Source organism: Novosphingobium sp. ST904, from assembly GCF_001298105.1.
In the GTDB taxonomy this organism is placed as follows: Bacteria; Pseudomonadota; Alphaproteobacteria; order Sphingomonadales; family Sphingomonadaceae; genus Novosphingobium.
The window spans coordinates 63,337-86,267 of the sequence record NZ_LGJH01000156.1; the positions used below are offsets into that span (position 1 = coordinate 63,337).

20 protein-coding genes, 1 tRNA gene and 1 pseudogene are annotated in these 22,931 nt (G+C 67.7%); 6 read left to right on the top strand and 16 right to left on the bottom strand.

The genetic code is table 11. The annotated features are described in order from the left end of the window. Positions 1–30 precede the first annotated feature (30 nt). The gene (gene ubiG, locus ADT71_RS19425; RefSeq protein WP_054439467.1) at positions 31–780 is read right to left on the bottom strand and encodes a bifunctional 2-polyprenyl-6-hydroxyphenol methylase/3-demethylubiquinol 3-O-methyltransferase UbiG; all 750 of its coding nucleotides are present in this window, start codon (positions 778–780) and stop codon (positions 31–33) included. Between the two features lie 98 nt (positions 781–878). Between ubiG and ADT71_RS19430 the strand changes: the two genes are divergently transcribed. After that, on the top strand, positions 879–2,123 hold the full coding sequence (locus tag ADT71_RS19430; RefSeq protein WP_185998928.1) for an aspartate kinase: 1,245 nt from the start codon (positions 879–881) through the stop codon (positions 2,121–2,123). Positions 2,124–2,180: 57 nt separating this feature from the next. Here ADT71_RS19430 and ADT71_RS35910 read toward each other — a convergent pair whose 3' ends face one another. The 4 genes from ADT71_RS35910 to ADT71_RS19445 form a co-directional block, all read right to left on the bottom strand. Next, a complete protein-coding gene (locus ADT71_RS35910) occupies positions 2,181–2,381 on the bottom strand; it encodes a DUF2239 family protein (RefSeq protein WP_369818314.1) in 201 nt (66 codons plus the stop codon). After that, positions 2,324–3,619, bottom strand: a complete 1,296-nt coding sequence (locus ADT71_RS19435) for an acetyl-CoA hydrolase/transferase family protein (RefSeq protein WP_054439469.1) — start codon at positions 3,617–3,619, stop codon at positions 2,324–2,326. Before ADT71_RS19435 ends, ADT71_RS35910 begins: the two co-directional genes overlap by 58 nt. Before the next feature lie 136 nt (positions 3,620–3,755). Then, positions 3,756–5,981, bottom strand: a complete 2,226-nt coding sequence (locus ADT71_RS19440; protein WP_165913234.1) for a glycosyltransferase family 41 protein — start codon at positions 5,979–5,981, stop codon at positions 3,756–3,758. A 129-nt stretch (positions 5,982–6,110) separates the two neighbouring features. Then, positions 6,111–6,185 (bottom strand) — tRNA-Gly (locus ADT71_RS19445). Positions 6,186–6,409: 224 nt separating this feature from the next. On the opposite strand from ADT71_RS19445, the gene ADT71_RS19450 reads away from it, so the two are divergent. After that, entirely contained in the window at positions 6,410–7,312 is a 903-nt protein-coding gene (locus tag ADT71_RS19450) for a tetratricopeptide repeat protein (RefSeq protein WP_054439472.1), read from the top strand. Positions 7,313–7,314: 2 nt separating this feature from the next. After that, positions 7,315–7,929 (top strand): LON peptidase substrate-binding domain-containing protein, encoded by a 615-nt coding sequence (locus tag ADT71_RS19455; RefSeq protein WP_054439473.1) that lies wholly within the window; start codon positions 7,315–7,317, stop codon positions 7,927–7,929. A gap of 118 nt (positions 7,930–8,047) precedes the next feature. On the opposite strand, the gene ADT71_RS19460 is transcribed toward ADT71_RS19455, so the two are convergent. The 5 genes from ADT71_RS19460 to ADT71_RS19480 all read right to left on the bottom strand — a co-directional run bounded on the left by ADT71_RS19460 (position 8,048) and on the right by ADT71_RS19480 (position 13,730). Beyond that, positions 8,048–10,288: a PBP1A family penicillin-binding protein gene (locus ADT71_RS19460; RefSeq protein WP_054439475.1), complete on the bottom strand. Its 2,241-nt coding sequence runs from the start codon at positions 10,286–10,288 to the stop codon at positions 8,048–8,050. A 116-nt stretch (positions 10,289–10,404) separates the two neighbouring features. Next, entirely contained in the window at positions 10,405–11,289 is an 885-nt protein-coding gene (locus tag ADT71_RS19465) for a dienelactone hydrolase family protein (protein ID WP_054439477.1), read from the bottom strand. Positions 11,290–11,384: 95 nt separating this feature from the next. Next, complete coding sequence (locus tag ADT71_RS19470) at positions 11,385–11,786, bottom strand: VOC family protein (protein WP_054439479.1); 402 nt, start codon at positions 11,784–11,786, stop codon at positions 11,385–11,387. 58 nt (positions 11,787–11,844) lie between these two features. Then, a complete protein-coding gene (purU, locus tag ADT71_RS19475) occupies positions 11,845–12,699 on the bottom strand; it encodes a formyltetrahydrofolate deformylase (protein WP_054439481.1) in 855 nt (284 codons plus the stop codon). Between the two features lie 11 nt (positions 12,700–12,710). Further along, positions 12,711–13,730 carry a nitronate monooxygenase family protein gene (locus ADT71_RS19480; RefSeq protein WP_054439482.1) on the bottom strand — a complete coding sequence of 340 codons (1,020 nt, stop codon included), beginning with the start codon at positions 13,728–13,730 and terminating at the stop codon, positions 12,711–12,713. Positions 13,731–13,872: 142 nt separating this feature from the next. On the opposite strand from ADT71_RS19480, the gene ADT71_RS19485 reads away from it, so the two are divergent. Then, a complete protein-coding gene (locus tag ADT71_RS19485) occupies positions 13,873–14,343 on the top strand; it encodes a hypothetical protein (protein ID WP_054439484.1) in 471 nt (156 codons plus the stop codon). Positions 14,344–14,485: 142 nt separating this feature from the next. Beyond that, positions 14,486–16,021, top strand: a complete 1,536-nt coding sequence (locus ADT71_RS19490) for a catalase (RefSeq protein WP_054439486.1) — start codon at positions 14,486–14,488, stop codon at positions 16,019–16,021. A 99-nt stretch (positions 16,022–16,120) separates the two neighbouring features. On the opposite strand, the gene ADT71_RS19495 is transcribed toward ADT71_RS19490, so the two are convergent. The 5 genes from ADT71_RS19495 to bioF form a co-directional block, all read right to left on the bottom strand. Further along, positions 16,121–17,374, bottom strand: coding sequence for an adenosylmethionine--8-amino-7-oxononanoate transaminase (locus ADT71_RS19495; protein WP_054439488.1), 1,254 nt, complete (start codon positions 17,372–17,374; stop codon positions 16,121–16,123). Beyond that, complete coding sequence (gene bioD, locus ADT71_RS19500) at positions 17,371–18,015, bottom strand: dethiobiotin synthase (protein ID WP_197283085.1); 645 nt, start codon at positions 18,013–18,015, stop codon at positions 17,371–17,373. Before bioD ends, ADT71_RS19495 begins: the two co-directional genes overlap by 4 nt. A gap of 141 nt (positions 18,016–18,156) precedes the next feature. Then, on the bottom strand, positions 18,157–18,762 hold the full coding sequence (locus tag ADT71_RS19505) for a methyltransferase (protein WP_231636048.1): 606 nt from the start codon (positions 18,760–18,762) through the stop codon (positions 18,157–18,159). Next, a complete protein-coding gene (locus tag ADT71_RS19510; RefSeq protein ID WP_054439490.1) occupies positions 18,759–19,379 on the bottom strand; it encodes an alpha/beta fold hydrolase in 621 nt (206 codons plus the stop codon). The genes ADT71_RS19505 and ADT71_RS19510 overlap by 4 nt, the downstream gene beginning before the upstream one ends. Beyond that, positions 19,376–20,569 carry an 8-amino-7-oxononanoate synthase gene (gene bioF / locus ADT71_RS19515; protein ID WP_054439492.1) on the bottom strand — a complete coding sequence of 398 codons (1,194 nt, stop codon included), beginning with the start codon at positions 20,567–20,569 and terminating at the stop codon, positions 19,376–19,378. Before bioF ends, ADT71_RS19510 begins: the two co-directional genes overlap by 4 nt. A 196-nt stretch (positions 20,570–20,765) precedes the next feature. On the opposite strand from bioF, the pseudogene ADT71_RS19520 reads away from it, so the two are divergent. Further along, positions 20,766–21,843: pseudogene (locus tag ADT71_RS19520) on the top strand (L,D-transpeptidase). Here ADT71_RS19520 and ADT71_RS19525 read toward each other — a convergent pair. Further along, positions 21,834–22,868, bottom strand: coding sequence for a rhodanese-like domain-containing protein (locus ADT71_RS19525; RefSeq protein ID WP_054439493.1), 1,035 nt, complete (start codon positions 22,866–22,868; stop codon positions 21,834–21,836). The pseudogene ADT71_RS19520 and the gene ADT71_RS19525 overlap by 10 nt on opposite strands. Positions 22,869–22,931 lie beyond the last annotated feature (63 nt).

The following is a 22,931-nucleotide window of genomic DNA, read 5'->3' on the forward strand; positions in this document are numbered from 1 at the left end:
GTGCAGGGGCGATGGCCCCTGCCTGATTCCTTATTTCTTCCGCGCCGTGGCAATGAAATTCAGCGACAGATCGTCCGACAGGTGCAGCCCCGCCGTCGGCGACCAGGCGATGCCTCTCGGCTCGCCGAGCACCAGCCCGGCGCCATCCGCAAGATCGCGCAATTCGTCGGGCGTGGCGAATTCCTTCCAGTCGTGCGTACCGCGCGGGACTTTGCCCAGCCGTTCGGCCGCCTCGACCAGCAGCAGGCGCGAGGCCGGGGTGCGGTTGGGGCAGGAAAGGAACATCAGCCCGTCGTCCGCCAGCGCATCGGCGAGCTGGCCGATGAACAGTGCCTTGTCGGTAACGTGCTCGATCACTTCCAGCGAGCAGACGAGGTCGAAGCCGGAGAGGCCGAGCGCGCCCAGTTCACCGTGGCGATAATCGATGGGAAGCCCCATCGCCGCGGCGTGGGCGCTGGCCGCCGCGATGTTTTCGGCGGCCGCATCCACACCCGTCACCGCCGCGCCCAGACGGGCAAGGGGTTCGCACAGCAGGCCCGCGCCGCAGCCCGCGTCGAGCGCGCGTTTGCCCGAAAGCGGGCGCAGCATGCGCGAGTCGGTGGAGAAGTGCCGGTCGATCTCGGCGCGGATAAAGCCAAGGCGCACCGGGTTCAGCTTGTGCAGCATGGCCGAGGAACCCTTGGGATCCCACCATTCCGCCGCCAGCGAACCGAAGTGAGCAGCCTCTTTCGGATCGATTGTTGCGCGAGAAGGCGTGTTCGAAGCAGTTGCATTGTTCATCGCTCCCTCCTAACAGCGCGCCCGACTCTTATCCACACGCGCATCCTTTCTCTGCGCACAAACCGACGGGGAGCAGTGGCACCTTGGCACGTATCGTGATGAAATTCGGCGGCACTTCGATGGCCGGAACCGAGCGAATCCGGCGCGTGGCGGGCATTGTAAAACGCCAGCAGGAAGCGGGCCACGAAGTCGCCGTCGTCGTATCGGCCATGGCCGGCGAGACCGACCGCCTCGTGAACTTCTGCCGCGAAGCCAATGCCCTCTACGATCCGGCGGAATATGACGTGGTCGTCGCCGCGGGTGAACAGGTCACTTCGGGCCTGCTGGCGCTCACGCTTCAGGCGATGGGCTGCAAGGCGCGTTCGTGGCTCGGCTGGCAACTGCCGATCAAGACCGACGATGCCCACGCCAAGGCGCGCATCGAGGACTTCGATTCCGACGCCCTGCTGGCCTCGATGGCTGCCGGCGAGATTGCGGTGATCCCCGGTTTCCAGGGCGTTTCGCCCGATGGCCGCATCACCACGCTCGGCCGCGGCGGTTCGGATACCTCAGCGGTTGCCGTGGCGGCGGCGGTCAAGGCCGACCGCTGCGACATCTACACCGATGTCGACGGCGTCTACACCACCGACCCGCGTATCGTGGCCAAGGCGCGCAAGCTGCCGCTGGTTACTTATGAAGAAATGCTCGAACTGGCCTCTGTCGGTTCGAAGGTCCTGCAGACCCGCTCCGTCTCGCTGGCCATGAAGGAAAAGGTGCGCGTCCAGGTGCTGTCCTCGTTCATCGACGAGAACGCGCCCGCCGCCGATACCCTGCCCGGCACGATGATCGTGAGCGATGAAGAACTGGAAGGAAGCGACATGGAACGCCAGCTGATCACCGGCATCGCCGCCGACAAGAACGAAGCCAAGGTCACGCTGACCCGCGTGCCCGACCGTCCCGGCGCCGTGGCCGCGATCTTCGCGCCGCTCGCGGAATCGAACATCAACGTCGACATGATCATCCAGAACGTCGCCAAGGACAAGGGCGAGACCGACGTCACCTTCACGGTGCCGCAGGCCGACCTCGTTCGTGCGCAGGCGCTGCTGGAAGAGCGCAAGGAGACGATCGGCTACTACCGCATGATCGCCGACAGCAATGTTGCGAAGATCAGCGTCGTCGGTGTCGGCATGCGCAGCCACGCCGGTGTCGCCTCGACCATGTTCAAGACGCTGGCCGATCGCGGGATCAACATCATCGCCATCTCGACCAGCGAGATCAAGGTTTCGGTCCTGATCGACACGGACGAGACCGAACTGGCGGTGCGCGTGCTGCACACCGCTTACGGGCTCGACGCTGCCGCCTGACCGGCCGCACAGATCGAACAGGAAAAGGCGGCGCGGGCGAGCGCCGCCTTTTTCGTATCAGTCCTCGGCGCGGGGTTGGGCCAGCTCCAGCAGATGATCGCGCAAGTCGGCTGGCCATGGGGCGAGCGCTGCGGCCAGTTCCGCCGGCTTGTCAGCAAAGAGCAGCCGCGAGGCTTTCTCGAAACCGGGAAGATCGCCGCCTAGAGTCCTCTCGCCAATTCGTCGCGGAACTTCGGGTCCGCCAGTCCGATCAGCAATTCCGCCCGTTCGCGCAGGGTCTTGCCCCGCAAGTTGGCGGCACCGTGTTCGGTGACGATCCAGTGCACATCGTTGCGCGGCGTCGTGACCGGGCCGTCCAGCTTCGGCACGATACGGCTGACCGTGCCGCCCTGGGCGGTGGAGCGGCAGGCGATGATCGAGACGCCGCCTTTCGATGCGCTTGCACCGCGCACGAAGTCCAACTGGCCACCTGCGGCGGAATATTGGCGGCCGCCCATGAATTCCGAATTGCAGGCGCCGTGCAGGTCGACCTGGATCGTTGCGTTGACGGAGACGACATTGTCGTTGCGGGCGATCTCCGAAGCGTCGTTCACCACGTCCACCGGCAGCGAATAGACTTGCGGATTGCCGTCCATCCAGCGGTAGAACGGCTCGTCGCCCATCGCGAAGGAATAGACGCTGCGGCCCGGATGCGTCGTCTTGAGGCGGTTGGAGACCGCGCCGGAGTGGACCAGTCCGGCCATGGCGGGGGTGAGCAGCTCGGTGTGGATGCCAAGATCGCGGCGGTCCTCGATACGGCGGCAGACGGCGGCGGGGAGATTGCCGATGCCCATCTGCAGACAGGCACCATCGTCGATCATCTCGGCGATCAGGGCGGCGATGGCCTCGTCTTCGGGGGAGCCGGCCGCCTCGCCGAACGAAAGCAGCGGCACGTGATTCTCGACGATGGCCGAGACTTGCGAGACATGGAGCGGGGTCGAGCAGGCAACGCGTGGCATCGCCGGGTTCACCTCCACGATCACCGTCCTGGCGCAATGCGCGGCGACCGAGGTGTAATCGTTCGCGGCGCCGAAGCTGAAGAAGCCGTTCTCGTCCATCGGCGATACGGCAAGCACGCAGGCATCGAGTTCGATCTCGTCACGTAGCAGCCGGGGCGAGCCGCTGAAGGCGCATGGCACGAAGTCTATCAGCGCCTCGGCGGCGGGATCGGCCTTGATCAGCGCCCGCTCGATACCGCTCATGAACAGGCACCGGGGGCGGATGCGGCCAAGCAGTTCGCGGCGCAGGATCGTCGATCCGGAATGGACCTGCGAAAGCAGATACCAGACGCGCAAGTCGCTTAGCGTTCCCGCCTCGGCCCGGCGTGCAAGGGCGGCGAGGATCGCGGGTGGTTCGCCCACCGCCATGCCCATCGCCAGGTCGCTGTCGCTTTCGATGGCCATGACTGCCCGGTCGGCCGTCGTCAGCTTCGCCGCGTAGATTTGCCCAGCGTCCATTTGATCCCACTCTTTTTGATATTATGCTTGCAGGATCGGGTGTGCCATTCGGGCTCGACCGAGAAGGGGGAAGAGGGGAGCTTGCGCGCGCGCCAGGCGGAGATTTTCCGAAATGGCCGAAGCGCGGGCTTTCCCTTCACGGCACTTCGAAATGATCCGGTGCAAGCCCTGCCAGCCTTCGCCTGTGCATCTCCTCGAAGGCTGCTTCCACCCGCCGGGTATAGGGAACGGTGCGGAACAGCGGACTTGTGAGCCGGTTCGCGGCAAGGCGCTGACGCAAGTGCCGCATCCCGCGCGGATCGTGCGCGAGCGCGAGGGCCGTGGCTTCGTAGGCGTCGCGGTCCGGCACGGCCAGTTCGGGCAGGCCCACCGCCCGCACGAGGCTTCCGGCAACCCGCGCGGCGAATTGGCGACCGGGCATCGTCAGCACCGGCAATCCGCCCCAGAGCGCATCGCTTGCGGTCGTATGGGCGTTGACGGCGAAGGTATCGAGGAACAGGTCGGCCAGGGCGAGGCGGGCCAGATGTTCGCCATGCGGCACTCCGGCGGAGAACACCAGCCGCGTCGCATCGATGCCGCGCAGCCCGGCTTCGCGGCGCAGGTTTTCCTCGGCCCAGCGGTTGGAGCGCAGCAGCCAGAGCACGCTGCCTTCGACCTGATCGAGAAGGCGCATCCAGATATCGAACTCGCCCGGCCCGATCTTGTAGGTGTGGTTGAAGCAGCAGAACACGAAGCCGCGCTCCGGCAGGCCCCAGCCGGCGCGGCCCCTGCTGTCCGCCACGATCGGGCGGCGCTCGTCGTTGGCCTGATAGCAATGGGCCAGGCGCACGATCTTCTCCGTGAACCACGCTTCGCCGCCCGGAGGCACGGTTGCGGCATCGGCGATGAAGTAGTCCATGCAAGGGTGGCCGATGGTGCCGGGATAGCCCATGTAGCTGACCTGCACAGGGGCGAGGCGTCCGCCGAACATCGCGGTGCGGGTGCCGCGCGTGTAGCCCTTGAGGTCGACGGCGATGTCCAGCCCGTCCGCTCTCGCCAGCGCCGTGACTTCGGCGTCGGTCAGCTCGCCGATCTCGGTGAAAGAGTCGGCATGGCCGCGCAGGGCTATCCGCGAGGCGTCGCCATCGCAGCGGGGGCCGTAGCTGTAGAGGCGGATATCGAAGCGCGCCCGGTCATGCTCGCGGAACAGGCCGCTCATCAGGTACATCGTCGCATGGTCGTGAAAGTCCGCGGAGAAGTAGCCGACGCGGATTCGGCCGTCCGCCGCAGGGGGCGGTTCGGGCAGTGTCGCCGGGGGCGGTGCGAACTTCACGGCCGCGCAGGCAAGCGAGCGGCGGTACTGGTGTGCGGGATCGTCCACGAAGGGCAGTGCGGCGAACGGCTGGACCGCTGCGGCCGAGGGGGCGTCGGTCAGCGCGAATTCGGCGCGGTTGCTCCAGTCGCAGATGTGGGCTTCCTCGAACAGGGCCTGGAGCAGCGCGGAGCGGTCGGCAGGATCGAGTTCCCAGCCCTTGCGGAAGGCGGCGATGGCGGCAGGCAGGTCGCCTTTCAGCACGAGCGCCTTGCCGCGATTGACGATGGCCTGCGTATTGCCGGGGTCGGCCTCCAGCGCGCTGTCATAGGCGCCCAGGGCATCGTCCAGGCGGCCCAGTAGCAGGAGTTCGCCGCCCATGTTGTTATAGGCTAGGGCATGGCCGGGCCGCAGCGCCACGGCGCGCCGGTAGGCCGAGACGGCCTCGGCGCGGGCGCCGCGCTTTGCGAGCAGGTTGCCGAGGTTGTAATGGGCCTCGGTATAGCCCGGATCGAGGGCGACGGTTTCGGCGAACTCCGCTTCGGCTTCCGCCCGGCGTTCCTGTGTGTCCAGCAGGTTCGCGAGATTGAAGCGCGCGTCGGCATAGCGGGGGTGGCGGGCGATCAGCTTGCGGTAGATGTCCTCCGCTTCGGAGAACCGGTTCTGGCGGCGCAAGGTGATGGCAAGGTTGTTCCAGCAGGCTGCCGCTTCGGGATCGGCCGCGATGGCGCGGCGGAATGCGGCTTCGGCGGCCGGAAGCACGCCGAGCGCGAGCAGCGCCGCGCCTTGCAGGTTGTGGACGGTGAAGCTCTGCGGAAAGGCCGCGGCGAGCCGGGCACCCTCACGCACCGCATCTTCGAGACGGCCGGAGCGATAGGCGGATACCATCTGGTCGATTTCGGCAGGCGGCGGATCGGTGTTGGCGGCTTCGAGCGCAAGGAGCGCCGACCTTGCCCGGCCGTTGCGGGGAAAACGGTCCAGCGCCTCGCGGTAGAGCGCCCGCGCCGCTTCCGTCTCGCCTCTTTTCGCCGCGCCTCTTGCCTTGATCAGCAGCGCTTCCAGTCCGCTCACGTTCCCCTCCGCGAAAGCCACGGCGAGATTAGGCGAACAGGGTTCACTGCGCATGAGCAGGGGAATCAGGACATCCACGAGGTGTGGATGCAGGTACCTGGAATGTCTGGATTTTCCACCGAAGGAAACTGGAGCGGGCGAAGGGATTCGAACCCTCGACCCCAACCTTGGCAAGGTTGTGCTCTACCCCTGAGCTACGCCCGCTCTGACGTTCAAGACCTGCTGGAGTGTCCGGCAGGTCCGGGGTGGAGGCGCGCCACTAGCAGTGCCTTTTGGAGGCCGCAAGAGGAAAATCGAAAGAATTTTTCGAAGCATGACAGAACGACACCTAAACGGCACCTAACCGGACATGAACCCTTCACAAATCCGTCCCGAGAGACGATCTAGGGGGCCATTCGATTTTCACGGGAGCACATACCTTGGCCAGCATGGGTCTCAACCTCGACGAACAGAAGGCGGTCGACCGGTTCCGCAAGACAGTGGCCGAACCGTCGATGACGCAGCTGGTGATTCTCGATTTCTGGGCCGAATGGTGCGGGCCGTGCAAGGCGCTCACCCCGGTGCTGGAAAAAGTGGCGGCCGACTATGCCGACAAGGGCGTGATCCTTGCCAAGGTGAATGTCGATGAAGAGCAGTTCATCGCCTCGCAGTTCCAGGTGCGTTCGATCCCGACGGTCTATGCGATCTTCCAGGGCCAACCGGTGGCGGACCTTACTAGTGCGCGCACCGAATCGCAGCTGAAGGCCACCCTCGACCAGCTGCTGTCGCAGTTGCCGGTCCAGCCGGGCGGGGCCGAGCCGCAGCACGATATCGCGCCGCTGATCGCCATGGGCGAGGAAGCGCTGGCGGAGGGTGACGGCGAGCGTGCCGCCGCGATCTTCATGCAGATCCTCGAACTCGCGCCTGAGAACGCCGAAGTGCTGGCCGGGTTCGTGCGCGCGCTGGTGCTGGCGGGCCGCATCGACGAGGCCGGGCAGGTGCTCGACAGTCTCGAAGGCGAAATTGCCGCCGATCCGCTGCTGGAACGCGCCCGCACCGCGCTGGCGCTGGCGAAGGACAAGCCCGAGGACAGCGAGCTTGCCGCCCTGCGCGCCGCCGCTGCCGAGCGTCCCGCCGACATGGAGGCGCAGTTCGCTTTCGCCAATGCCGCATTCGCCGCCGGCGAACGCGATGCCGCGGCGGAGGTGCTGCTGCGCATGGTCGCCGCCGACCGCGAGTGGAACGAAGGCGCCGCCCGCGCCAAGCTGCTCCAGATCTTCGAGGTGACCGGCCTTGAGGACCCCTGGGTCTCCGCCACGCGCCGCAAGCTCTCCACCGTACTGTTCGGTTGACGGTGGCGCGGATCACCATCTTCCCGCTGCCGGGCGCGGTGCTCTATCCGGGGCTGCAACTGCCGCTCCACATCTTCGAGCCCCGCTACCGGGCGATGGTGAGCGACGCGCTCGCGCGGGATCGGCGAATCGGCATGATCCAGCCGCAACGCCCGCAGGAAGGCGCGCCGCTTTACGCGGTGGGCTGCCTCGGGCGGATCGGCGATGTCGAGGCGCTGGAGGATGGGCGGTTCAATATCCTGCTCACCGGCGAATCGCGGTTCCGCGTGCTGCGCGAACTCGATGTGACGACCCCGTTCCGGCAGGTCGAAGCCGAGCTCCTGCCTGACCGCGAGGACGAGGTGCTGGCCCCGATCGAACGCGCCAGCTTCGAGCGCGAGGCCAAGCGCTTTGCCGATGCGCAGGGTTATGCGGTGGACTGGGACCAGGTCGGCCGGCTGGACGACCAGTCGCTCATCAACGGCGTCTCGCAGATCGCGCCGTTCGATGCCGCCGCCAAGCAGGCCCTGCTCGAAGCGGACAGCCTGCCGCTGCGCTGCGAACTGCTGGTCCAGCTCATGCAGTTCTTCGGCCGCCGCAGCGACGACGGCGACGATGAAGGCGTGACGCTTCAGTAAGGCCACGTCCTGCACATGGAAGTGTGCGGCGTCTTCCAACGAAAAAGGCCCGGAGCTGTCTCCGGGCCTTTTTTGTTTTCCTGTCGCCCGGGTCAGTTGCCCCGGTCAGTTGCAGGGGTCAGTTGCCCGGCGTGCGGGTGGCGACCGGGGCGGGGCTGCGCGTGGCGGCGGGGCGGGGAGTGCCGGCGGTTGGGCGCGGCGCGCCCGTCCCCAGTCCCTGTCCGGCGCGAAGGCCCGGATCGTCCTGCTGGCCGCGCCCGGTGGCGCGGTCGAGGAAGTCGCTGTTGGCGGCCGGCGGCGGCGACTGTGCGGGGCCATAGTCGGGCATCTGCGGCTGGCCGGGGCCGGGGCCGGGACCGACCGAACCGTCCTCGTAGCGCGGCTGGCCGTCCGGCCCCTGACCCGCGCCCTGGCCATCCGGGCCGGGCTGGACGATGTTGCCGTTCTCGTCGACGTAGTAATAGTCGTTCGGATTGCCCTGCATCGCCTCGTCGTCGGGTTCGAGTTGCCATTCGGGCAGTTTCACCTCGGTGTCGAACTGTTCGACCGGGCGCTTGGCCACCGCGACCTTCATGTAATCGGAGAAGGCGCGTGCCGGGGCATGGCCGCCGGAAAGGCCGCCGACCGGGCGGGCATCGTCGCGGCCCATCCAGACCCCGGTGGTGATGCCGCTGGAGAAGCCGAGGAACCAGCCGTCCTTGTTCGAACTGGTGGTGCCGGTCTTGCCCGCCACGGGGCGCCCGATCTGCGCCGCGCGGCCGGTGCCGGTGGCCACGGTCGTCTGCAGCAGGTCGGTGATCCCGGCGGCCACGTTGGGCGGCACCAGAACCTGTCCGCGCACCGACTTGTGTTCGTAGAGCACTTCGCCCGAGGACGTCGTCACCTTGACGATGCCATAGGGCTCCACCGAGGTGCCGCCGGCGGAAACCGCGGCGAAGGCGCGGGTCATGTCGATCACGCGCACTTCGGAGGTGCCCAGCACCATGGCGGGCTTGGTGTTGATCGGGGTGGTGATGCCGAAGCGCCGCGCCATCGAGGCCACGGTGCCGAAGCCCACCTCGTTGCCGAGCTGCGCGGCGACGGTGTTCTTCGAATAGGCGAAAGCGGTGCGGATATCGATCTGGCCGGCGAAGTTGCGGCCGTCGTTCTGCGGGCTCCAGCCGTCGATCGTCACCGGTTCGTCCACCACGCGGTCGTCCGGGGTGTAGCCGGCTTCGAGCGCGGAGAGGTAGACGAACAGCTTCCACGCCGAGCCGGGCTGGCGCATCGCGGTGGTGGCGCGGTTATAGTTCGAATTCACATAGTCCGTGCCGCCGACCATCGCCAGCACGGCGCCGTCGCGGTCGAGGCTGACGAGCGCGCCCTGCGCGCCCTTGGGCACGTTGGCGACGATCGAACTGGTGGCCGCCTGCTGCATCTTCGGATCGAGCGTGGTCCAGACCTCGATCGGCTCGTTCGTGTCGGGCAGCAGCGTGTCGAGCTGGGGCAGGGCCCAGTCGGTGAAATAACGGACCGCGTTCTGGCCCTTTTCATGGACCACGTTCACGTCGGCGATGTCGGCCTGATCGGCTTCCTGCTGCGTGATCGCGCCGTTCTTGACCATCAGGCCCAGCACCACTTCGCCGCGGTCCTTGGCGGCCGCGACGTCGGCGGTGGGCGAATAGTTCGAAGGGGCCTTCACCAGGCCGGCGATGATCGCGGCCTCGGCGGTGGAGAGTTCGGTGGCGGGATGGCCGAAGAACTTGCGGCTGGCCGCGTCGATGCCATAGGCGCCGCCGCCGAAATAGACCTTGTTGAGGTAGAGTTCGAGGATCTGGTCCTTGGTGAACTTGCGTTCCAGCGCCAGCGCCAGCACCGCTTCGCGCGCCTTGCGCGTGAAGGAGCGGCTGTTGTTGAGGAACACGTTGCGGGCAAGCTGCTGCGTGATCGTCGAGGTTGCCTTGGCGCGGCCGCCCGTCGTCGTCGAGACGTAGACGGCGCGCAGCAGGCCCAGCGCGTCAACGCCGATATGCTCGCGGAAACGGCGATCCTCGACCGAGACCATCGCGCCCTTCATGACGGCGGGAATCTGGTCGTAGCTCAGCCACTTGCCGTAGCTCGGCCCGAGCGAGACGAGTTCCGTCCCGTCCCGCGCGCGGACCACGATCATCTGGCCGTTCTGGCTGCTCTTGAGCGAATCGTATTCCGGCAGCTCGCTCATCGTGAAGACGACGGCGGTGCCCAGGAAGATCACGCCCAGAATGGCAAGTGCAGAGCCCCAGATCAGGACGCCGCGAACGATTCGGCGCCAGAGGGGTTTCTTCTTGGCAGGGGAGGAAGGCCCGCTGGAGGAGCGGCGCCGGCCGGAATCATTGGCCATTTTCGAGGTATAAATCCCTTAAGCGGACCAGGCGGCCCGAGCGCTTCCTACACCGTGGACGCGCCTATTGTAACCCGGCGTTAACGGGCAAGTGACGATCGGGCGACGTTCGGCGGCTAGAGCGCGGCGTAGAGCGCGAGCATCCGCTGCCATGCCTTGTCCGCCGCATCCGGGTCCCATGCCGGCGAATCGGGTACGCACCAGCCGTGATCGGCGGGGTAGACCTCGACTTCGGCGGGGCGTCCGGCGGCGGAGGCGGCCTGCTTCAGGTCGGTCTTCTGGTCCGGCTGCTTCGCATCGTCGTTGCGGGCGATGGCGAAGAGATAGGAGGCCTGCGTGCGCGCCAGCAGGCGGTGGGGGCTGTCGTCCTGGTCGGTGACGAGGCCGGCGCCGTGGAAGGAAGCCGCCGCGCGGACCCGTCCCGGTATTGCCGCCGCCGTACGGACGGTGAAGGGGCCGCCCATGCAATAGCCGTTGCTGCCGATCCCGCGCTTCGTGTCCACGGCCTTCTGGGCATCGAGGAAGGCGACATAGGCACGCGCATCGCGGGTGATGGCGTCGGGCGTGAGCGCGGCGCGCAGCGGAGCGACCCTGGCCTGCCCCTCCGGCGTGCGGAAGGCGGCGAAGCTTTCGAACACGGGGGCGGGCTCGCCGCGATAATAGGGGTTCACGACAAGCACGGCGTGGCCTTCGGCGGCGAGCGTGCGGGCCATGATCTTCTTCGCCTCGCGCAGGCCGGCGATGTCGGGCCAGAGGATGACGGCGGGATGGCTGCCCTTGGCCGGGTGGACGAAGAAGGCGTCGGCCACGCCGTCCGCCGTGGTGATCGAGACCATCCGCTCGTTCAGCGCATTGGCGCCGCGCAGCTTCATCACGTTGGTGCAGCCGGTAAGGGCGGCTCCGGCCGCCGCGCCGGCGCCGATCGCGGCGAACTGCCGGCGATTGAGCCCGCGCCGGGCAAGGTTGGCGTCTTCGGCCTCGGCGGTGAAATCGTCACACATCGAAAAGCGCTCCGGTCTTGAAATCAGGTGGTTGCCGCCAAGGCTACCCAACCGCGAAGGCCATGGCGAGGGCCTGCTTGCCGGAATGCCGGATTTCAGTCTCCGGGGAAGTTGAGTTCGAGGTTCACTGCATTGGGGTCCACCAGGAACACCTGCCGCAGGCCGAGGCCGGGGTGTTCCATCACCCGGTGCGCAAGGCCGAGCTGCTCGATCATGGCCACCGTTTCGGCAAAGCCCGAGCAGCGCAGGGCGAAATGGTGGAGCGCGTTGGTCGGCTGTCCGGGCCGGTATTCGTCGTAGCGCCCCGGCGCGGTGGTGCGGTCCACGAGGTGGACGATCGCATGGCCCGCCGCATCGCGCATCCAGTAGCCGGCGATGCCTTTGGCGATCGTGGGATTGTCGCTGCGGGTGAGGCCGAGCACCCGTTCGTAGAACGAGGCGGTCGCCTCGAGGTCGTCGGTAAGGATATTGACGTGATCGACACCGTTGACGGGCATGGGCTCTCTCCCCTGGCAGAGGCGGCACCATCGAACGATGATCGCCGCCCTGCAAGTGTCAGCTTCGGAAGACCACCGTGCGCGAACCGTTCAGGAGCACGCGGTCCTCAAGGTGCAGGCGCACGGCCTCCGCCAGCACGCGGCGCTCGATGTCGCGGCCCTTGCGCACCATGTCCTCGGGCGTATCGGCGTGAGTCACGGTTTCCACGTCCTGGTGGATGATCGGGCCTTCGTCGAGGTCGGCGGTGACGTAGTGCGCGGTGGCGCCGATCATCTTCACGCCGCGCGCATGGGCCTGGTGATAGGGCTTGGCGCCCTTGAAGCCCGGCAGGAACGAGTGGTGGATATTGATGCAGCGCCCCGAAAGGAAGGCCGCCATCTCGTCCGAGAGGATCTGCATGTAGCGCGCCAGCACCACCAGTTCGGCCCGGGTCTCGTTCACCAGCGCACGGATCTGCGCTTCCTGATGGGCCTTGGTGTCCCGCGTGACGGGCAGGTGATGGAACGGGATATCGCCGATCATCAGCGAGTTGATCGCCTCGCGCGGGTGGTTGGAGACGATCCCCACCACTTCCATCGCCATTTCGCCGATGCGCTGGCGGTAGAGCAGGTCGGCGAGGCAGTGGTCGAACTTGCTGACCAGCAGCAGCACCCGGCGCGGGCGGTCGCGCCGGGTCATCGACCAGGCCATGCCGTATTCGTGCGCGATCGCGCCGAACCCTTCGCTGAACGCCTCGCGATCCGCGGAGCCCGGATCGAAGGCCACGCGCATGAAGAACTTGTCTTCCTCGAGGTCGTTGAACTGCTGCGCCTCGATGATGTTGCCGCCCGCCTGCGCGAGGTAGCCGGTAACGCGGGCGACGATGCCGGGACGGTCGGTGCAGGACAGCGCGAGGATCAGCGGTTCAGCCATCGGTTCGGGCCTCAGGCAGCGGAGCGGTTGGAAAGCGCCGCTTCGGATTCGGCCAGGAGGGCGGCGATGATGTCCGCGACCGGCTCTTCCTTGCTGACCATGCCCACCGACTGGCCGGCCATGACCGAGCCGCTCTCGACGTCGCCGTCGATCACCGCGCGGCGCAGCGCGCCTGCCCAGAAGTGCTCGATGGAAAGCTGGGCCTGGCCCATGTCCAGTTCACCGGAATCGAGGCGCTTGGCGACTTCGATCTGCTTGGCGGTGAATTCCTCGGTGCCCTTGTTCTTGAGCGCGCGCACCGGGATCACCGGCAGGCGCGGATCGACCTGCACCGAGGCGACCGCATCGCGTGCCGAGGCCCGGAAGAACGCCTTCTTGAAATCGGCGTGAGCGATGGATTCGCTTGCGCAGGCAAAACGGGTGCCGAGCTGCACGCCCGCCGCGCCCATTTCCAGGTATCCGGCCATGGCCTCGCCCCGGCCGATGCCGCCCGCCACGAAGACGAGGTTGTCGGCGGCGAGCGCGGGCAGGATTTCCTGGGCCAGCACCGAAGTGGAAACCGGGCCGATGTGGCCGCCGGCTTCCATGCCCTCGATCACCAGCGCGTCGGCGCCGGAGCGCAGCAGCTTCTTGCCCAGCGCCAGCGTGGGCGCGAAGCAGATCACCTTGGCGCCCGATTCCTTGATCGCCTCGACGCTGCCCTTGGGCGGAATGCCGCCGGCCAGCACGACATGGCCGACCTTGTGCTTCGCGCAGACCGCGATCAGCTCGAAGAGCTGCGGATGCATGGTGATGAGGTTGACACCGAAAGGCTTGTCGGTCAGGGCGCGCGTCCCTTCGATCTCCTTGTCGAGGAGCTCGGGGTTCATCGCACCACATGCAATGACGCCAAAGCCGCCGGCATTGCTGATGGCCGAGACGAGATTGCGTTCGGATACCCAGGACATGGCGCCGCACAGGATGGCATATTCGCTGCCGAGAAATTCGCATCCCCGCGCCATCAGCGCCGAGGTCTTGGAGTTGGCGGCCATTGATGCTCCCATAGCCCGCATTCATGAATGAGCGAGCCCATAGGATGCTGCAGCGCCGCGCACAAGCTGGCGCGGCCACCTTCCTGCGCCGCATCGTTCTATAATGCGATTGACGATACTCCCGAATGGAACTGCCTTTCCCATGACCAAGACGCTGACTTCCACCCTCCGTCAGCCCTCCAGCATCGTCATCCTCGTCATCGTGCTGGCCGCCGCGGCGCTGCTCGGCACGCTGGCGTTCGAGAAGATGACCTCCGATCTCCCCGAGGCGCTGGCCGCCGCGCCCGCGCAGCAGGCCCCGATGACGGGCACCTCGCGGCTGGGCGAACAGGACCAGGCCACCCTGATGCAGATCGAGATCGGCGCGGGCAACCTGGCGACCGAACTGGGTAACGGCGATACCGGCACCGCCAATGCCAATGCGCTTGCCGGGCTGGCCACGCTGTCCGCCAAGGCCGGCGCGCTCGGCGCAGGCACGCCCGGGGACGTGCGCAAGTTCCTGGCCGCCGAAATCAGGCGCGCGCGCGATGCGGTGCGGCGCGGCGACGTGGCGGACGCCAGTTCGACGCTGATTTCGCTCCAGGCCCGGCTCGCGATCAGCAGGACGCTGTAAGGGCCGTCTGCAGCTGGCCCTGTGCAACTAATCGCCTGAAGCGATTACACTTACGCCTTCGTATAGCTTATTCAATCAGTCTCCTTCGGTTAGAACCGTCTCGCAAGCCCTTAGCGGGACGGACAAGACAAGGAGTGAGACCATGACCGAAACCACACCCGGCGGCGGAAAGTGCCCCTACGCCCACGGCGAGACTTCGCTCACTCCTACCCCTCTCACCACCGCGTTCGGCGCGCCGGTGGTCGACAATTCCAATTCGCTGACTGCCGGGCCGCGCGGGCCGCTGCTGATGCAGGACGTGTGGCTGCTGGAGAAGCTGGCCAACCTCAACCGCGAAGTCATCCCCGAGCGGCGCATGCATGCCAAGGGTTCGGGCGCGTTCGGCACTTTCACCGTCACCGGTGACGTCAGCCGCTATACCCGCGCGAAGTTCCTGGGCGAGGCGGGCAAGCAGACCGAGATCTTCGCGCGCTTCACCACGGTTGCGGGCGAGCGCGGCGCCGCCGATGCCGAGCGCGACATTCGCGGCTTCGCGGTGAAGTTCTACACCGAGGAAGGCAACTGGGACATGGTCGGCAACAACACGCCGGTCTTCTTCGTGCGCGATCCCCGCAAGTTCCCCGATCTCAACAAGGCGGTGAAGCGCGATCCCCGCACCAACATGCGCAGCGCCACCAACAACTGGGACTTCTGGACCCTGCTGCCCGAGGCGTTCCACCAGGTCACTTATGTCATGGGCGATCGCGGCATCCCCAGGAGCTACCGCCACATGGACGGCTTCTCCAGCCACACCTACTCGTTCTACAACGAGGCGGGCGAGCGGTTCTGGGTGAAGTTCCACTTCAAGACCCAGCAGGGCCACGCCCACCTGACCGACGCCGAAGCGGCGGCAATCGTGGCGGGTGACCGCGAATCGCACCAGCGCGATCTCTACGACGCCATCGAGCGCGGCGATTTCCCGAAGTGGAAGGTCATGGTGCAGATCATGGCCGAGGAAGAAGCGGCGACCTGCGGGTTCCACCCCTTCGACCTCACCAAGGTCTGGTCGCAGAAGACCTACCCGCTGATCGAGGTCGGCATGATGGAGCTGAACCGCAATCCGGAGAACTTCTTCGCCGATGTGGAGCAGAGCGCCTTCAGCCCTTCCAACCTCGTTCCCGGCATCGGCGTCTCTCCCGACAAGATGCTGCAGGCGCGTCTCTTCGCCTATTCGGATGCGCAGCGTTACCGCCTTGGCGTGAACCACCACCAGATCCCGGTGAACGCCGCGCGCTGCCCGGTCTTCACCAACCACCGCGACGGCCAGGGCCGGGTGGACGGGAACTACGGCGGCCTGCCGCACTACCACCCGAACTCGTTCGGGCAGTGGCAGGGCCAGGGCGAGTACCGCGAACCGCCGATGAAGATCGATGGAAACGCCGATTTCTGGAACTTCCGCGAGGATGATGACGACTACTACAGCCAGCCGCGCGCCCTGTTCGAACTGATCGACGCCGACCAGAAGCAGCGTCTGTTCGAGAATACGGCCCGCGCCATGGGCGATGCGCCGGACTTCATCAAGCAGCGGCACATCGACAACTGCACCCGCTGCCATCCGGCTTACGGCCAGGGCGTGGCCAGCGCACTGGGCATGAGCGTGAACCCCGCGCTCTCGCCCGTGCCCGAGACGGCAGACTGACCAGAGCTACCCCGGCCGCCGTTACCCCCCATGCGGCGGCCACGGTCCCGCCTCCCCGTTTCGCGAATGCCGCGCCGGGGAGGCGGGATTATCCGTTTTTCAGAACGATATCACCGCTTCGCCGATGGCATCCCACACGTGTGCGAGCTGATCGTCGGTAATGCAGTAGGGCGGCATGACGTAGACCGTGTTCCCGAGCGGGCGCAGCAGCACGTCGCGTTCCCGGAAGAAGGCCATGAGGCGCGGGGCGAGGTCGCTCATGTAGCCGCTGGTGCCGGCGGTCCTGAGGTCCAGCGCGGCGATCGTGCCGATCGTGCGGGGATTGTCGAAATGGCAGAACTGGCCGAGCTTCGCGATCCAGCCCGCCTGCTTTTCCGCCAGCGCGGCGATCCTCTCCCGCACCGGCTCCTCGCGCCAGATCGCCAGGTTGGCGGCGGCGGCGGCGCAGGCGATCGGGTTTGCCGTGTAGCTTGACGAGTGGAAGAACATCCGCGCGCGGTCGGCGGAGTAATGCGCCTCGAAGATCGGCTCGCTGGCCATGGTGACGGCGAGCGGGACGGCGCCCCCGGTCAGCCCCTTGGAAAGGCAGAGGATGTCGGGGACGATGCCGGCCTGTTCGCAGGCGAGCAGGGTGCCGGTGCGGCCCCATGCCGTCATCACTTCGTCGGCGATGAACAGGACCCCGTGCCGCGCGCAGATATCGCGCATCGCGGCAAGCGTTTCCGGACCGTATACCAGCATCCCGCCCGCGCCGAGGATCAGCGGTTCCACGATCAGGGCGGCGGTGTCCGGCTGGCGGCAGAGCGCCTCTAGCGCGTCCAGCGTCTGCTGTTCCGCGCCCGCTGCGGGGAAGGGAATGCGGCCGACGCCGAACAGCAGCGGCTCGTAGGGCTGGTTGAACACGCCGCGCTCCCCCACCGACATCGCGCCGATGGTGTCGCCGTGGTAGGAATTCTCCATCACCACGATCCGGTGGCGGTTCTCGCCCCGCCAGTGCCAGTAGCCGAGCGCCATCTTCAGCGCGACTTCGACACTGGTCGAACCCGAATCGGAGAAGAACACCCGCGTCAGGCTTTCCGGCATGATCTCGCGCAGGCCGGCGGCGACCTGTTCGGCCGGTTCGTGCGTCCATCCGGCGAAGATGATCTGGTCGAGTTTCTGCGCCTGCTCCGCGATGGCGGCGCGGATGCGCGGATGGGAATGGCCGTGCGTCGTCACCCACCACGAGGAAACCGCGTCCACCACCGCCTTGCCGTCGGCCGTGTGCAGCAGCGCGCCCTCGGCATGGGTGACGAGCGGCACCGGCTCGCCAAGCCCGTGCTGCGTGAAGGGATGCCAGACCGATGATGTCATGCCCTGAAGTCCTCGATGCGGAAGTTTGCTGCAAAGGCGCGGGCCAGGGCCTCGGGGGTCAGGGATGCGAGGCGGGGCAGGCGGCCGAGGCGGCGGACATTGCCCATGGCGCAGATGGTGGCCTCGCTGTCTTCCACGGCATCGCCCACGAAAGCCACGCCCAGCACCTCGACGCCGCGCGAACGCAGCGCCTCGATCGAGAGCAGCGAATGGTTGATCGTGCCCAGCACGGTGCGCGCCACCAGCACCACCGGCGCCTGCCACCGCGCGAACTGGTCGGCATAAGTCATGGTGCGGGTGAGCGGGACCATGACGCCGCCCGCCCCCTCGACCACCAGCGGACCTTCTACCTGCGGCAGGGCGAGCCGTTCGGGATCGATCTCCACCCCGTCGATCTCGGCGGCGAGGTGCGGGGAGCAGGGGGTGGCGAGGCGGTAGGCTTCGGGCAGGATGTGGCCGGCGGGCAGGCCGGACAGCCGCCCCACGCGGTCTCCATCGCCGCCGTCTTCCTCGAGCCCGGCCTGTACCGGCTTCCAGTAATGCGCGCCCAGCGCCCCGGCGAGCGCGGCGGCGAACACGGTCTTGCCGATTTCGGTATCGGTTCCGGTGACGATCAGGGGTCTGGCGATCTGGGGTCTCATGGGGCGCTCACCTAGCGCGGTGTAAGTGACAGGTCACGACCTCGTAAGTGACTTCGCATCCGCTTTGGGCAAAACGAGCCAGCGTCCGGCGCAACTGGCCGGGAGAAAGCGGGCGGTGCCCGGCATCGGCGGCGTGCGCGCCTATGGCCTTGAGCGCGCGCAGGAAGGCCAGCGGATCGTCATGGCGCTCAATGCGGTTCTCGGCCGTGACGGCGAAGTCGCCGAAGGCCGCGACCGGAGCGAAGCGGGGCGTCCCGGCCGCGAGGCCCTCGCCGCGTGGGCCTCGCGCCACTGCGCGAAACTGCCGGGGCCGAGCGTCGTCACCATCAGGTGGCCGCCGGGTGCAAGCCAGCCGCCCATGCGGGCGAGCGCTCGCGGGGCATCGTCGAACCACTGCACGGCGAGGCTGGAGCAGATCAGGTCGAACGGGCCGCCGCCGGGATCGCCGTACTCACCGTCGAGCACGGCGAAGCGGCGGTGCGCGTCTTCGCCCAGCCGCGCCCGGCAACGCTCCAGCATCTCGGGCGAAAGGTCGGTGACGAGCCAGTCCCCGCCAAGGCCCGCCAGCGCCTGCGTGAGGAATCCGGTGCCGCAGCCGATTTCCAGCACGCGGGGGCGCCGGGGCAGGGCAAGCGCGGCGATCCGTGCGGCGAGGGTCTGCGCGATGTCGCGCTGGATGCGTGCGTTGCCGTCATAGTCGGCAGCCCCGGCGAAGGCGCGGGCGATGCTTTCACGTGGAACGTTCATGCTCCGTGCCCGATCATGCCGCGCACCGCCCCGGCGCAAAGCTCCGGCGCTTCCAGCGGCAGGAGGTGTCCGCCCGCGGCGCTTTCGATCCGGCTCACGGCCGCGCCCGCGAAAACGGAGGCCCGCATCGCCTCGGGCAAAAGCGGGTCGCGCGCGCCCTGCAGCGAAAGTACCGGCACCGCCGGCAGCGGCGGCTGAGCATCGCGCAGGCGCAGCAGGTCGGTGCGGAGCAGGTCCGCGTCGATTTCGCCGAAGCCATCGCCTGCACCGCACTGGCGGCGGAACTCGGCGAGCACGGCGCGCGGGTCCTCGCCGAAACGGCGCAGCATCCGGTCCACCACGCGCACCGGGACGCCCGCGCGGTCGGGACGGGCGGTGAAGCGCTCGAACCCGTTGATCGCAACGATGCCGACGAGCCCCGGCGGCGGATCAGCCAGCACGCGCATCGTGCCGTAGGAGTGGGTTATCGCAAGGCACGGGCCTTCCACGCGGCAGGCGCGCGGCGCGCCGAAGTAGCCGCAATCGTCGATCGCCTGCGGCATGTCCGCCAGCAGGTTCGCGAGCGGTTCCCAGAATGCGCTGCCGAAACCCCAGCCATGGGCGAAGAGCAGCTTCATCGCCGTTCCCCGGCCTGCGAAATCGGGCCCACCGCATCGCCGATGGCTTCCAGCAGGACATCGATATCGGCTTGGGAATGAGTTGCCCGCAGCGCAAGGCGCAGGCGGCTGGTGCCCGGCGGCACCGTTGGCGGGCGGATCGCCGAGGCGAGCAGGCCGCGTTCCTCCAGCTGGCGCGAGAGGCCCAGAGCCGCTTCCTCCGCGCCGATCACGGCGGGGACGATCTGCGTGCTCGACGCGCCATGGTCGATGCCGAGCGCGGCGAGCCCGCGGCGCAGGCGGTCGCCCAGCGCGGCGAGGTGGGCGCGCTCCTCGTCCATGCCCGGCACGAGGTCGAGCGCGGCGTCGATCGCGCCAAGCACGGCGGGCGGCGGGGCGGTGGTGAAGACGAAGCCGCTCGCCGCGTTGACGAGGTAGTCGATCATCACCCGCGATCCCGCGACATAGGCGCCGAATCCGCCGAGCGCCTTGCTGAAGGTACCCATCACGAGGTCGATCCCGCCGGGCACTTGCGCCGAAAGCCCCGCGCCGCCGGGGCCGAGCACGCCGGTGGCATGGGCTTCGTCGACGAACAGGAAGGCGTCGTGCCGGGCGGCGATATCGGCCAGGCGGGCGATATCGGCGCGGTCCCCGTCCATCGAGAACACGCTTTCGGTAAGGATCAGCCGGGCGGGCGCGTCACGGCCCTTGCCGGCCAGCAGCTGCTCCAGGTGATCGAGGTCGTTGTGGCGGAAACGGTGCTGGCGCGTGCCGGAAATGGCGATGCCGGCGTGCATGGAGGCGTGGACCAGCCGGTCGGTGAAGACCATGGCGCCGGGCGCGGCGGCGAGCAGGGCGGGGATCACCGCGGCATTGGCCTGCCAGCCGCTGGCGAAGATCAGCGCCGCCTCGGCATGTTTGAACGCGGCGATCCGGGCTTCGAGCGCGAGATGCGCCTCGCTCGTGCCGGTTACCAGCCGGGAGGCGCCGGAGCCGGTGCCCAGGGCCTCGGTCCATGCGCGGGCGCGTTCGACCAGCAGCGGATGCCGGGCAAGGCCGAGATAGTCGTTGCTGGAAAAGTCGATCAGCTCGCGGCCGCCGCGCCGGATGCGGCCGCCGGGCTCCAGCGCGGCGGGACGCAAGATGCGGCGCTGTCCGGCGCTCTCGATCCGGCCGAGTGCCGCCGCGAAGAAGGAATCGAACCTGCTCATCGCGCCAGCCGGTATGGCAAGCGGGCCTCGGGCACAATGGGGGTGGGCGCGCCTCCGGCACGGTGGGACGCGCGCTTCCGGCAGGTTCGGCGGCAGGCGCGGCGTGAGTAGACGGCGGCGTGCGGCACAAAAACGCGCGCCGCCGTGAAGCCGGGCGCGGCTTCGCGCGTTGATGGGGAAAGAGGAAAAAAGAAGGATGCCCCGCGTGTTGCGAACCCTGCCGCTTGTCTCCGTCGCCGCGGCCCTGCTGCTCTCCGCCTGCCATTCCGAGCGTGCCCCTTCCGGTGAGCGCACCGGCGCGACATCGCCGGGGCAGGGACTGGCCTTTGCCGACGCGCCGGGCGGCGCCGCCACCGAATCGGCCGACAGCCTCGTGCTGCGCGCGCAAGTCGCGCTCGACCGGCTCGGCTTCTCCTCCGGCGTGATAGACGGCAAGGAAGGCCAGTCCTACGGCCTCGCCCTCAGCGGGTTCCAGCAAGCACGGGGCCTGCCGGCAAGCGGCAGGCTGGACCCGGCGACCCAGCAGGCGCTGCTTTCGGGCAGCGACAGCGCCGGAACGCGCAACGTGGTGATCCCGGCGGACTTTGCGAAAGGCCCGTTCGTGCCGGACCTGCCCAAGGACATGGCCGGACAGGCGCGGTTCAAGCACCTGGGTTACCGCAGCATGGCCGAGGCGCTGGCCGAACGGTTCCACACCACGCCCGAAACGCTGCTGGCGCTCAACGGCGCGGGCACGGTGCTGGGCGCGGGTCGCACGATCCGGGTGCGACGTTCGCGATGCCGGACTTGCGACCATCGAGGGGGACGAGAGCGGCTGGGCCGATACCCTCCAGCGCCTTGGCGTCGCGGCGGAGCAACCCAGGGCCGATCACGTCGTGGTCGACAAGTCCGATGGCGCGCTGCGGGTCTATGACGGTGCGAACAAGCTGATCGCGCAGTTCCCGGTGACCACCGGCAGCGGCCACGATCCCCTGCCGCTCGGCACCTGGAAGATCGTGGGAGAGGCGCGCAATCCGGACTATCACTTCAACCCGGACCTGTTCTGGGATGCCAAGAAAAGCGCGAAGGACAAGCTCCTGCCGCCGGGGCCGAACGGGCCTGTCGGCGTGGTCTGGCTGGACTTGTCCAAGGCGCACTACGGCATTCACGGCACGCCCGAACCCCAGAACATCGGCCGCACCGAAAGCCATGGCTGCGTGCGCCTGACCAATTGGGACGCCGCGCGGCTGGCGCAGATGGTTTCGGCGGGAACGAAAGTGGTGTTTCAGGCCTGACGTTCGACCGGATAGCCCGCCTCTGCCCATGCCTTGACGCCGCCGTCCAGCGCGACCGCGCGCAGGAACCCCAGTTCGCGCAAGGTCGCGGCGGCCAGCGTGGAGATCTTGCCGAATTCGCAGCATGTCACCAGCCGGGCGGTGGGATCGCAGAGCATCGCGTTGACCCGCAGTTCGAGCTGGCCGCGCGGCAGGTGGACGGCGCCGGGAATATGGCCGGCCTCGAACGCTTCCTTCTCGCGCACGTCGAGCACGATCATGTCGCCGGCTAGGGTGCCGATCCGCGCGTTCAGTTCCTCCAGCGCGATGAAGGGAACGCGCGCGGCGGCTTCGGCGAGAAGCTGGGCAACGGTCCTGCCGCCGTTCATGTTGGTGCGCAGCGCTTCGGTGAGATGGGTGGGCGCGGCCAGGTCCAGATGCTGCATCATCGCCACGAATTCATCCCGGTCGGTCTTTTGCAGGCGCGGATTTTCGGCGATTTCGGCGCCGATGGTGGAATGGCTGCGGCCCTTGTAGTCATGCGCGGGATAGACCAGCGTTTCGGGCGGGAGTTTCAGGAGCTTGCCGAACAGGCTGTCGTGCAGGGCGGCGGGATCGCCGGTGGGAAGATCGGTGCGCCCGGTGCCGCCGATCAGCAGCGTATCTCCGGTGAAAACCCGGTCCGCGGCAAGGATGCACATCGAATCGCGCGTATGCCCCGGCGTGTGCAGGGCGCGCAGGCGCAACTCGCCGACGATCAGCATGTCCCCATCGTCCAGTCGCATCCCGGCATAAGGGGCAGGGCTCAGGCGGTTCATCACCACCGGCGCGCGCAGCAGCCTGCCCAGTTCGCGGCTGGCGGAGAAGTGATCGGCATGCGTGTGCGTGTCGAGCACGTAGCGGATATGGACGCCGAGCTGGCTCGCCAGGCCGACATAGCGATCGATCTGGGACTGTTCCGGGTCGATCAGGATCGCGGCGCGGCTGGCTTCGCAGCCGAGCAGGTATGACTGGCAGCCGCCCGTGGCGATTTGCTCGAAGATCATGCCGTTTCCTTGCGGTGTGACCGGGAAAGTCTGCCTGCCGCCACCGGCCGCCGCAAGCGCCGC